The sequence below is a fragment of the Sporacetigenium mesophilum DSM 16796 genome, from assembly GCF_059569055.1.
In genome coordinates, this window is record NZ_JCANUR010000015.1 from 19,058 (window position 1) to 31,929 (window position 12,872).

Genomic DNA, 12,872 nt, shown 5'->3' on the forward strand with positions numbered 1-12,872 from the left:
ACATAAATATATTTTTATTACTTATAAAATATATTTATAAAGTGCAAAATATATGCCATAAAAAATACGGCTAAAATTCTATAACTAAATATAAAAAAAGAAGTATTTAGAGCTTATAAATAAGCTCTAAATACTTCTTTATGAATACCTATACTATATCACAGGTTCAAACCAAGCTATTCTACATAGTGGTATTGCAACAAAATCTCCATTACATTGTGGAGGATTCTGAGCACCCACACATTGTTGAATCCATACTAGATCGTCACAAACTAATCTAACAACACCAATAGTATCATTTAGGTTTGCATTTGCATCATCTAAATTTATTACAACTTCTTCACCTAATCTATCTCGTAATCTTCTTCTTAAACCTCGATTACAACAGCAGTTAGTATCTGTATTTCCGCAAGCTGCATTATTTAATCCATCAGGTAATTCATCTGCATCAACTCTTATTTGAAATATAGCACATAAAGATATTACTCTTTCAGGATCCCCATCAAGAATAACTATATCTCTATTTAGTTCTACTATTCTTCCTTCTCCTAATATACCTGGATTACCAGGTCTAAAACCTCTTATTACTATTTCTGCATCTTGATTTCTTAAAAAGCGTAGTGCTTCGAATATACCTTCTTGGCAGCAACATTGGCCTTCTGCAACATTATCTTTACAATTATCATCATGTGGACAACAAGGGTCACATTCACAATCCCAATTTTTAGACATAACTAACATCCCCTTTTATTAATTAAAATGATAGAAGGATTCTTGTCCTTCTAATACAATATATGTGGACAAGGTTAAATTGACACAAAAAATTACAAAATATTATAATTTAATTATTATAAATTAATTAATATTAATGATTTATTTCTATTAACTAGAAAAGTATAGCTACTAAGTAAAAGCTACATTCCACAAAAAATACCGCTAAGTATATTAACGGCATTTTTTACGAGATATAATCTATAGTTTTATTGACACACTACAGGTTTTATCATTGATACATAACATATAGAGGCAACTGTTAAATCATAGTTGTTAGGAGGGAAACGGTCATCATCCAACCAAACTACATCTTTATCTGATGCTATAATTTCTCCAGAAACATCGCTATGTTCAGGGGTTTGATTATTTAAATCTAATTCAACACATGTTCCATTTAATTCATCTAATTTTCTAGCTATGGTATCTTTACAACAACAGTCAGGATTGTCTAGAAGAACAAATTCGTCCTTAATTAGTTCAATTATTTCATCAAGATTAATATCACTCTCTGGGTTCAGCTTAATTCCTATATAATATATAGCACATGTAGATATATATCTAAATTCACTAGGATTATCTGATTGCTCTCTTACCTTAACTATATCTATGTTACCTACATCAGTTGGATCAGGATCTAAAATTATAGCATTGCCAGCTAAAGGGCTAGAATTTATACCAAATATATCAACTTGAGGTATGTGCTGTGGATCTGCTGGATCTTGTATATTAGTTCTTATAAAGTCTAAAACCTTAGACATACCCTCGTTGCAACAACAATTAATATTCTCTGGAGGTGGAGGCTCAGGACAACAACAATTTACATTTATATTTATATCTATAGGTTCACACGATGATTGACAATTACAATTTCCAATTGAATTATGGCACTTACTACAAGTATTAATATCATAAGCCCAATCAGGTAACTTTTTAGCCATTTAATTTATCTCTCCTTTCATTAATAATATATTAAAAGTCATACAAGTTTGTGATAACATTTAACATCGTTGATATGTATTTACCAACGATGTTTTTGTATTTATAATTCTTGTTCATCAGAATCGCGCCAATAGTACTTTTTGTTTGGCGAGAATTTACTATGATCACAATCACAAGGATTTTTATCGCAAGAGCATTTATTATGGTCACAGTCCCATGATTTTTTATGTTTTGTAGGATGAACATTAGTAGTACAAGTAGTACAGATTATAATTTGTTGTGATGCTATCTCTAAAACTAAACAAGCAAGCTCATTAATTAAAACTTCTAAGTCATTTATATTTTTAATTAAATTACATAATATACATTCAAAAGTTTCATCTCTACATTCAAATCTACATGATGCACATAACGTTTCTAGCGCTATTAAATCTAAAATTATACTTATTAAATTTTCTATTATTTGTAGAAGTAAGCATAGTAACTGAGATAAAAATTCACATTTTATATTTTCAAAATCAAAGCACTTTAATTGACAAAGGAATTTTTTGAAATTTTTTAATATACAGCATAATCTTTGTCTTTGAGCTAAATAAGCGAAATTATTTTTACAGCAAGTTAAATCTGTGTCACATATAATGGCTATTAGAAAATCTAGTAGATGTAAACCTTTATTAACGTTGCAATTAGAAAAATCTCTAGATGAATCACCTACAAAATCTGATACAACACTCTCTATGAAGTTTAATTCTTCGCTTTTATTTGAATTTAAGCTACTCATACTTAAATTTAACCTTATTTCCATTAAGTCACTAACAACCACTTTAAGGTTATCTTGTAATGGCATATTACACCTCCTATATTTTTATAAAGGAATTACATGTTTTATACTAGCTATTGATATTGCCGTAGGTACGACACATTTATCATCAATGATAAATATTGTATTATCAGTTACTGTACATATTGTTCCTTGAATTACTTTAGTAGTTTTGCAAATTTCAATTAGTAGTTTTACTTTTCTTTTGGACTTCATCAATGATATCATATGGTCATTTAAATCTTTAAATGAGTTGCAGTTAGAAGATAAACAAGATTTTGGTTTTTTGTCACAGCATCCATTTTCCCAACTATGACACCAATTGGATTTGCATATACCAGAAATCATAGTGCCACATCCTTTATTTACAAAAAGCCCCTGATTAACAGGGACTTTTATTTAGATTACTAGTGTTTCTTGCAGCTACATTCATTCTTAGAGTTACAAACATTCTTGTTGATGTTTACTCTAGGTCTTTTGCCAGCAGCAGTTGGAACGAAGCAAGGTGTACATTCTTCAATATCACAAGATATTAACGCTATTATTAAGCAAGATAAATCTCTTACAGATTCTTCTAAACAAGTTATTTCTCCTATTAAGCTACATACTAGACATTCAAAGAAGTTGTCGTCGTCGCCTAAGAATGATAATAATACTATAAGTTTTATAACTATGCCTATTAGGATAGCTAATGCTTCTACTAATACACATAATACTTCATTTAATATTTCTAAACAGTCAGCAGCGTCAGGGCAAGTTATAGCTCTTACTCTGTTAGCTAAAAGTCTTATTATACAAACTAATCTTTCTATTTGAGCTCTAAATCCAAGTGGAAGAGCAGTGTTACCTGCAGGGAATTCATCTAATATACAATTTGCAAGACCATCAAGTAAATCTGCTAATGCTTCTGTAGCTTCTGTAGTTACTATTGTACATAAACCACCAGCTGGAGGATCAGCAGGTAAAGCAGCTAAAAAATCTTGTATATCGTCAATAAAATCATTTAAACATCCTTGTCTCATCATATTTTTTTCCATATTCAAAACACTCCCAATAATTTAATTTTTTAGAAGGTTATATTCCTTCTGATATCAATATATGAGGACAAGACAAAATTGACACAAAAAATAAAAAATATATAAATTAAATATTTGAAAACTTATAAGTACAGGCAGTCATAATAAAAAATAGCTGTATAAGGGATTTTATACAGCTATTTTTAAAACTATATTAAGTTATTTATCTTTATTTTTATCTCCTTTTTTATTATCTTTTTTATTATCTTTTTTATTATCTTTATTTTTATCTTCATTTTTAGATTCTTCTTTACTTTCTTCTTTACTTTCTTCTTTTTCTACGCTACTTTCAGAGCTAGATTCTGTGATGTTTTCAGAGCTAGATTCTGTGCTGTTTTCAGAGTTAGATTCTGTGCTGTTTTCAGAACTAGATTCTGTACTATTTTCAGAACTATTTTCTGCATCTTTTTGTTTTTGTTTTTCTTCTTGCTCTTTTTTATGTTTTTCATGAGGTTTTAAGTGCGGTCCATGATGTTTTCCAGGTCCTCTTAGATTTTTTATCATTTAACAATTCCTCCCAGTAATTTATGGATTTATCGAAGAGATGTTTATCCCTACACTTAAATATATGAATCAGTAGAACGTAATGTTACGTAAATCATAAAAAAAGCTGTACAAGATACCTTATACAGCTTCTTAATATTAGTCATTCTTCTGAAACCTCAGAATCGCTAGATTTTTGAGCTTGTGTAGAGTTTTCTTCTTCTGAAATCTCAGAATTATTAGATTCTTGAACTTGTGTGGAGTTTCCTTCTGAAGATGTAGAATCATTAGAAGATTTAGCTTTACACAGGGAAACAGAGGTTATTGCACAAGTAACAATTATACTATAATTATTTTCATTAATAATGAATATAACATCTTTATTAACTTTTGCTATATCACCTATATTAATACAGAAGAATCCAGAAGATATAGTAAATAGAGTATCTAAATTAAAGCATAAATGAGTTTTAGAATCATTAAATCTTCTAATAGAACTTATTACATTAGCCATTTCATTTGCGCAACAACATGGAGTTGAGTCGCAAGTCGAATTCATAAGGTATTCTATTTTTTCTTTAAGTTTATGGCATAATGGTTTTGGTACAATTTTATCTGCAAATACTGCAACTATATTGCATATTGGAATAAATTCATGAGGCTTAGAATTTTTTTCTGGAGAAATATATAATATGTCTTCTGTTAAATCAAAAATATATCCTGTGAACTTATCTGTTTTAGTAACTATAGACACCTTTATATCTGTTTCTGCCGCTGCTCTAAAAAATTCTAATATTGTTCTTAATGTGCTTGTATCACAGCAACAAGCTTTATTTATTAAATTAGAATAATTGACTTTCTCTTCATTCACTGAATCACAACCTTTATCTTTATCTTTATCTTTATCTTGTTCTTTGCATTTATTTTTAAAAGGCCATATGTTTTTATTTTGATAACATATTTTGTGTGTGCACGAATTTGATTCACAGTGACAATCTTTATTATAATTATAAATTTGTTTACACGTATCTGAACTACACCAGTTATAGTTTGTTCTTAAACCTTCACCCATTTAACAATTTTCTCCCATAATTCATATCTCTATTAAGGAATTTTTTCTTCTATAATCAGATATATGAATTAATAAGATACAATGATACAGACTATAGATAAACATCACCGTATAATTCTATACGGTGATTGATTTTGCTCCTTTAGATTTTTTACAAGTATTAAGGAACTGGAAACTCTAAGTGCAGATAGTTTATTGCACAAGTAGGGAATATAAAAAAGTTATCTTCAAATATAGCAAATACCACATCATCATTGGCTTTTACTATATCATCTATCTTGAAGCAATTATCTTCATTTTTTATATTTTTGACTATCGTTATTAACTTAGTCACAATTTTTATTTTTATCATTACTCACTGAATCACAAGATTTGTCTTTATCCTTATCTTTATCAGGCTTTGGATGTTTTTTAGGTTTTGGATGTTTATGAGGCTTTGGATGTTTATCTTTATTTTCTTTTTTACATTTATTTTTAAAAGGACATATATTTATATCTGCAAAAACTACTTTAGTGCATGACTTACATATACAGTGACAATCTTTATTACACTTAACACATTTATCGCACTTATCTTTTTCATTACATTTAACACACTTATCGCACTTATCTTTTTCATTACATTTATCGCATTTAGCACATTTGTCCCACTTATCTTTTTCATTACATTTATCGCATTTAGCACATTTGTCCCACTTGTCTTTTTCATTACATTTATCGCATTTATCACATTTATCCCACTTATCTTTTTTATTACATTTATCGGAATCACACCAGTTAGATTTTTTTCTTGAACTTCTACCCATTTAACAGTTCCTCCTATTAATTTATTGATATTTTAAGAGATATTTGTCCCTTTATATAAGCTATGAATTAGTAAGAAGTAATGATACAGGCTATAAAAAAAATCACCATATAAATTTATACGGTGATTGATTGTATTACTTTAAATTATTTACAAATATTAAGGAACTGGAACCTCTAGATGCATAGAGTCTATTGCACAAGTAGGGTATATAAAAAAGTTATCTTCAAATATAGCAAATACTACATCAGCATTAGCCTTTACTATGTTACCTATTTCAAAACAGTTATCTGGATTTATTGCAAAATCAACATTAGTATCTAAATTAAAACATAATAAGTTATTAGAATTAAATTTTCTTATATCATTGATTGTATCTGCTAGTCCATCGGTGCAACAACATCTATTTAGGTTGCACGTAGATCGTATAAGGTCTTCTATTTTATCCATAAGTTCTTGGCGTACGTTATCTTCAAGACCATCAACTTCAGCAAAAACTCTAACTATATTACATAGTGGAACAAATTCAGTAGGGTTAGCATTTGCAGCATTAGAAATAAATACTACATCATTTGCTATATCAATAATAAACTCTCCAAAAATATCGGCTTTAGTAGCTATAGCTACTATGATATCTGCTTCTTGCAATATTTTTAATATTTTTCTCAATGTATCTATATCACAGCAACAATCATCGTCACATTTTTTACACTTATCATGTTCACAAAATATATCTTTTTCTTTACCTGAATCACACCAATCACAATTTTTTCTTGAATCATCACTCATTTAAAAGTTCCCCCTATTAATTTAATATTTTTCCCTTCAATATAAGCATATGAATTAATAAGAAATAATGATACAAGAGGTATATAAAAATAAATCAGTAATAACTAAAATACAGAGGTGATAAGTTCACCTCTGTATTTTAGTCATTACTTCTTACAATTACAATTAGATTTCTTTTGGTTTAAAGAGATATTTATAGAAGGTCTAGGTCTTTTAGCAAAATTAGTTGCTACATAGCAAGGTGTACAAGTATCTGTTTCACATGATATTAATGCTATTATTATGCAAACTAACTCCTTTACTAAATTTTCAAGATCAGTTATTTTTCCTATTAAGTCACACAAGTAGCATTCAAAGAATACAGAAGCATCTCTAAATTCAACTGAAACAATTAATAAAAGGAATATTGAATCTATTACACTGTATAACTTAACTAATATACAGTATAATTCTTCTAGCAACTCTGGACATCTTTCATTACAAGGTAATGATTCTAATCTAGATAGTAGTAATTCTAATATACATCTTAATCTTTCTAGTTGAGCTAAATAAGAGAGGTTTGGAGATACTCTAGATTCTTCTTGTAATATTAAAGAATTTACAAAAGATATAACAGCTTCTGTTAAGTTAATTACAGCGGATGTTAAAAATTCTATATTACTGCAGCCAATAACTAGCTCATCTTGTTGAGTAGATATAGGACCTTTTATTTCTATACCCAGTTGTTTTGTAAGTTCTTGCATTTGAGAAAGTATATTTTCAATTGACATATCTTAAAATGCACACTCCTTAAATTAATATAGAAGGTTTGTCCTCCTTCTAATATCAATATATGTGGACAAGGAAAGAAGAGTGCAAAAAAATATAATTTCTTACAATATATTTGCATATTAGGAAGAGACAATTATTACAAGTAAAAAATCACCGTATAATTTTATACGGTGATAGGTTATTACATAAATTTTTCTATATTAACTTGTTTTTTAAATTCTTCAATACCAACTCTGTCTATATAAGCTCCTAGTCTTTCATGTTTATGAGTATTTTGTTCATAAACTTTAACTATTTCTTCGGCTAATGGATATACATCTTCATCATCAACATTATTTAATAATACATCGCCTATTCTAGGCTTAATGCCACCTTTTCCTCCTACAGTTACAGTCCAACCTTTTGGAGTTCCCATAAGACCTATATCTCTAAAGTGGTTTTCTGAACAAGAGTTGGCGCATCCACTAACTCCTATTTTTAACTTATTAGGAAGGTTTCTTCCATGGAATGCATCATCAAACTTAAGTCCCATGCTAACTGCATCTTGTTGTCCACGTTTACAGAATGTAGTTCCTGGACAAAACTTAACACTTCTTACACATAATCCTACAGCAGCACCTGGTTTCATATCAAGTTCTTTCCATATCTCATCTAAATTTTCTTCTTTGAAACCTACCATAGCTATACGCTGTGAACTAGTTAACTTCATAGCCTGTGCACCGTATTTATCAGCCACATCAGCTAATTTTCTAAGTTGAGCAGAAGTTACAAGTCCACCTGGCAAGTGTGGGGCTATTGCATAACTTTCTTTGTCTCTTTGTAATACGGCACCTTTGTCTAATAAATCTGGCATAATATTACCTCCTTTTATGTAAACAATTAAATTTTTGAGGGTAGAGAATTTTTTATTAAATACAAAGTATATTATTTACTAAAATTAATAATATTAAACAAAATAAAAATAAGTTGACATTATTTACACAATACGAATATAATATAATATAAACTATTTTTAAAACAACTTAATAAAAGGGGAGTAGCTTACACATAAGTGGTAATCAATCGTCATCTCAGTGCATCGCACTCGGTTGATTAACAAGAATTTTCTTGGTAGCAAGACCTTAGGAATATATACTTTATTCATGTTATATATTCCTAAGGTCTTTTTATGTTTATTAAAGTTAATTAATTGGCAATAATAGAGATATTCTTGAAGCAAGACCTTTTAAATTAAAGGAAAGGGTGTAGTTTAGTGAAAAAAATATGGCATGCAAAGAAAGTAGAAGAAGTAGCCAGTGAGCTGAAGGTAGATACCAAAGCCGGTTTATCTGGTGAGGACTTCGAAAAAAGACTAAGTGAGTACGGAGAGAATAAGCTAGCTGAAGGAAAAACCAAAAGTATGTTACAAAGATTCTTTGAACAACTAAAAGACTTTATGGTTATAGTGCTTATAATAGCAAGTGGTATATCATTAGCGCTGGGTGAGTGGGAAGAAGCTATAATAATAGTAGCTATAGTTTTACTTAATGCATTACTTGGAGTTATTCAAGAAAGTAAAGCAGAAAAATCTCTAGATGCTATTAAGAAGATGTCATCTCCAAATGCAAAGGTAATTAGAGATGGAGTTCAAAGAATTGTAAGCGTTGAGCAAGTAGTTCCAGGAGATGTAGTAGTTATAGATACTGGAGACTATATACCAGCGGATATAAGAATAGTGGACTCATTTAACTTAAAAGTTGAAGAATCTTCACTAACAGGGGAGTCAGTACCAGTTGAGAAAATAACACATAAACTTGATGATGAAGGTCTTGGAATTGGTGATAGAACTAACATGGCTTTCATGGGTAGTGTAATTACCTATGGTAGAGGAACAGGTATAGTTGTAGAAACAGGTATGAATACTGAAATAGGTAAAATAGCTGATATGATAAACAATGCCGAATCTACTCAAACACCACTACAAAGAAAGCTTGAACAATTAGGAAAAACTCTAGCTGTAGTAGCACTTGCTATATGTGCCGTAATATTTGCTATTGGATTATTTGAAGCAGGAGAAATAAATGGAGAAGTTATACTTGAACTATTTATGACTGCTGTTAGTTTAGCTGTTGCAGCGATTCCTGAAGGATTACCTGCTATAGTTACAATAGTATTAGCACTTGGTATGCAAAAGATGGTTAAGCGTAATGCAATAATGAGAAAGCTGCCAGCTGTTGAAACACTAGGTTCAGCTAGTGTTATATGTTCAGATAAAACAGGTACTTTGACACAAAACAAAATGACAGTAAAAAAAGTTTATACTGATGGATTTATAACTAATGTTGAGAATATAAACAACTCAGACAATACAACTAAAATGCTTATAGATTATGGAGTATTATGTAATGATACTAAGGTAAATAAGGAAACTGATGGAACATTTACAAAAATAGGTGATCCAACTGAAATAGCATTAGTAGATTTAGCTCTACAAGTTAAATACAATCCTATAGATATAATAAATGAATATGACAGAAAAGCAGAGATACCATTTGACTCAGAAAGAAAATTAATGACTACTGTAAACAATCTAAGAGGAAAATATGTATCTATAACTAAAGGAGCACCAGATATATTAGTAGCTAGATGTAATAAGATATATGTAAATGGTAGCGTTCGTGATATAAATGATAAAGATATAGAAAATATTAATGCATCAAATGCAGAAATGGCAAATAGTGCACTTAGAGTATTAGCTGTTGGATATAAAGAATTAAATGAAGTTCCAAATAACCCAAATAGCAATGAATTAGAAAACGACTTAATATTCTTAGGGTTATATGGAATGATAGACCCACCAAGAGAAGAAGCGAAGGATGCTATAAAAGTAGCAAAGAATGCTGGTATAAAAACAGTTATGATAACTGGAGACCACAAGAATACTGCTATTGCAATAGCTAAGGATTTAGGAATAATAGAAAATGAAAATCAAGCTATGACAGGGGCTGAACTTGCTAAAATAAGTGATGAAGAGCTAGCAAAAACTGTAAAAAATTACTCTGTATATGCAAGGGTTGCACCTGAGCATAAAGTTAAAATAGTTAAAGCATGGCAAGCAAATGGAAATATAGTTGCAATGACAGGTGATGGTGTAAATGATGCACCTGCACTTAAAACTGCTGATATAGGTGTTGCGATGGGTATAACTGGAACAGAAGTTTCAAAGGGCGCTTCAGATATGATATTAACTGATGATAACTTTGCAACTATAGTTTCAGCTGTTGAAGAAGGTAGAAGTATATTTGCTAACATTAAAAAAGCTACTCACTTCTTATTAAGTTGTAATATAGGTGAGATAATTACTATATTATTGGCGTCTTTACTTGGACCATTTATATTTGCAAGCACAGCGGACTATATGCCTCTTAGTGCAACTCAAATACTATGGGTAAACTTAGTTACAGACTCATTACTAGCAATAGCTCTTGGACTTGAGCCTGCAGAGCCTGATGTAATGGATAGAAAACCAAGAGATCCTAAAGCTTCAATATTTAGTGATGGATTAGGAATTAGAATAACGTATCAAGGTATATATGTAGGTATAGCAACTTTTGTAGCTTATTATATAGGTGTACAAGTAAACCATACAGTAGGAAGCACAATGGCATTTATGACACTTGCGTTTACACAGTTATTCCACGCATTTGATGCTCGTTCAGATAGAAACTCTATATTTAAAGTAGGTTTATTTAGAAATAAATATATATGGGGAGCATTTTTAGTATCTGGGATAATACAATTATGTACTTTATTCCCAGGAATAAGAGACTTATTTGGTATAGTTATGTTAAACACTAACCAATGGTTAACAGTTCTAGGATTAGCATTCTCAATAGTTATTGTAGTTGAAATAGAAAAAGCTATAACTAAAGGTATGAGAAAAGAATAAATTTAAATTCTTATTGGCTGCTAATATTAATTAGTAGCCAATTTTTTTATTCAAGTGAATACTTATGCCATAATATTTAGAAATTATGGTAATAATAAAGTATGATGAATTTAACAGAAATATAATTTTTATACAATATTAATTAGAAATTAGGGGCGTGATAGATTTTGGATTCGGCAATTGTTATACAAGTCATAATATTAATAGTACTTCTTATGTTCTCAGCATTTTTCTCAGCTTCAGAAACAGCACTTATGTCATTAAGTAAAATAAGATTAAGACATATGGTAGATGAAGGGGTAAAAGGATCTAAGACGGTATCAAATGTAGTTTCCGATTCAAGTAAGTTATTAAGTTCTATATTAGTTGGTAATAACGTTGTAAATATAGGTGCGTCATCTCTTGCTACATCTTTATTTATAAGTATATTTGGAAATGAAGGGGTGGCTATTGCAACTGGAGTTATGACTGTACTTGTTCTTATTTTTGGAGAGATAACTCCTAAAACCATAGCTGCACAAAAATCGGAAGGTGTAGCTTTAAAAGTAGCTAAGCCTATTAAATTTATTATAATGATACTAACTCCTGTAGTTATGATATTTAATATAATAACTAAAGTTATATTTAAAATAATTGGAATAGATTCTAGTAAAATTCAGCCGTATATAACTGAAGAAGAATTAAAGACTATGGTAAATGTAAGCCATGAAGAAGGGTTACTAGAAAAAGAAGAAAGAATAATTATAAACAATGTTTTTGAATTTGGAGATATGCAAGCTAAAGAAGCCATTGTTCAAAGAATGGATATAGTAGCTATTAATGTTGAAGATAGTTTTGAAGAAATAATAGATACTTTTAAAGCAGAACAATTTACACGTATGCCTGTTTATGAAGAAACTATAGACGATATAATAGGTATAGTAAATATAAAAGATGTAGTTTTCTTAAGAGATGAAGAAGTTAAGAATTTTGATATAAAAAATTACATGAGAGAACCTTTCTACACATATGAATTTAAAAAAATTACTGAGTTATTTGAAGAAATGAAAAAAGAAAAAGTTCAAATGGCAGTAGTTTTAGACGAATATGGTGGAACTGCAGGAATAGTTACTATGGAAGATTTAGTTGAAGAAATAGTTGGAGAAATAGAAGATGAATACGATGAAGAGGAAGCAGAGATAGTAGTAATAAAAGAAGATGAATATATAGTAGAAGGAAGTACAAAGATAGCTGATGTAAATGAAATGATAGGTACCAAATTAGAATCAGAAGAATTTGATTCAATAGGTGGATTTATTATAGGTCATCTAGGTAGATTGCCAGAAGAAGATGAAGTTATAGAAGTTGATCAAATAAAATTTTGCATAGAAAGCATAGACAAAAATAGAATAAAAAAAATCAGAATACACACATAA

At 29.6% G+C, this 12,872-nt stretch carries 14 protein-coding genes; 2 read left to right on the forward strand and 12 right to left on the reverse strand.

Going from position 1 to position 12,872, the window contains the following annotated elements; all coding sequences use genetic code 11:
• Positions 1-153: 153 nt before the first annotated feature.
• From BS62_RS11575 to BS62_RS11630, 12 genes are all read right to left on the reverse strand, one after another.
• A complete protein-coding gene (locus BS62_RS11575; RefSeq protein ID WP_496491439.1) occupies positions 154-732 on the reverse strand; it encodes a hypothetical protein in 579 nt (192 codons plus the stop codon).
• Positions 733-980: 248 nt separating this feature from the next.
• Positions 981-1,712, reverse strand: a complete 732-nt coding sequence (locus tag BS62_RS11580; protein ID WP_496491440.1) for a hypothetical protein — start codon at positions 1,710-1,712, stop codon at positions 981-983.
• A gap of 101 nt (positions 1,713-1,813) precedes the next feature.
• Positions 1,814-2,560, reverse strand: coding sequence for a hypothetical protein (locus BS62_RS11585; RefSeq protein ID WP_496491441.1), 747 nt, complete (start codon positions 2,558-2,560; stop codon positions 1,814-1,816).
• Positions 2,561-2,578: 18 nt separating this feature from the next.
• Positions 2,579-2,881 carry a hypothetical protein gene (locus BS62_RS11590; RefSeq protein ID WP_496491442.1) on the reverse strand — a complete coding sequence of 101 codons (303 nt, stop codon included), beginning with the start codon at positions 2,879-2,881 and terminating at the stop codon, positions 2,579-2,581.
• A 59-nt stretch (positions 2,882-2,940) separates the two neighbouring features.
• Complete coding sequence (locus tag BS62_RS11595) at positions 2,941-3,570, reverse strand: hypothetical protein (RefSeq protein ID WP_496491443.1); 630 nt, start codon at positions 3,568-3,570, stop codon at positions 2,941-2,943.
• A gap of 198 nt (positions 3,571-3,768) precedes the next feature.
• Positions 3,769-4,113: a hypothetical protein gene (locus BS62_RS11600; RefSeq protein ID WP_496491444.1), complete on the reverse strand. Its 345-nt coding sequence runs from the start codon at positions 4,111-4,113 to the stop codon at positions 3,769-3,771.
• Between the two features lie 142 nt (positions 4,114-4,255).
• On the reverse strand, positions 4,256-5,164 hold the full coding sequence (locus BS62_RS11605) for a hypothetical protein (RefSeq protein ID WP_496491445.1): 909 nt from the start codon (positions 5,162-5,164) through the stop codon (positions 4,256-4,258).
• Positions 5,165-5,324: 160 nt separating this feature from the next.
• Entirely contained in the window at positions 5,325-5,498 is a 174-nt protein-coding gene (locus tag BS62_RS11610) for a hypothetical protein (RefSeq protein ID WP_496491446.1), read from the reverse strand.
• Positions 5,491-5,970, reverse strand: a complete 480-nt coding sequence (locus BS62_RS11615; RefSeq protein WP_496491447.1) for a hypothetical protein — start codon at positions 5,968-5,970, stop codon at positions 5,491-5,493. The genes BS62_RS11610 and BS62_RS11615 overlap by 8 nt, the downstream gene beginning before the upstream one ends.
• Positions 5,971-6,128: 158 nt before the next feature.
• Positions 6,129-6,758: a hypothetical protein gene (locus BS62_RS11620; protein WP_496491448.1), complete on the reverse strand. Its 630-nt coding sequence runs from the start codon at positions 6,756-6,758 to the stop codon at positions 6,129-6,131.
• Between the two features lie 146 nt (positions 6,759-6,904).
• Positions 6,905-7,528 (reverse strand): hypothetical protein, encoded by a 624-nt coding sequence (locus tag BS62_RS11625; protein WP_496491449.1) that lies wholly within the window; start codon positions 7,526-7,528, stop codon positions 6,905-6,907.
• A gap of 182 nt (positions 7,529-7,710) precedes the next feature.
• A complete protein-coding gene (locus tag BS62_RS11630) occupies positions 7,711-8,382 on the reverse strand; it encodes a ferredoxin-like domain-containing protein (RefSeq protein ID WP_496491450.1) in 672 nt (223 codons plus the stop codon).
• Between the two features lie 399 nt (positions 8,383-8,781).
• Here BS62_RS11630 and BS62_RS11635 point away from each other — a divergent pair, with 399 nt between their 5' ends.
• Entirely contained in the window at positions 8,782-11,457 is a 2,676-nt protein-coding gene (locus BS62_RS11635; RefSeq protein WP_496491451.1) for a calcium-translocating P-type ATPase, PMCA-type, read from the forward strand.
• Between the two features lie 167 nt (positions 11,458-11,624).
• Positions 11,625-12,872: an HlyC/CorC family transporter gene (locus BS62_RS11640; RefSeq protein WP_496491452.1), complete on the forward strand. Its 1,248-nt coding sequence runs from the start codon at positions 11,625-11,627 to the stop codon at positions 12,870-12,872.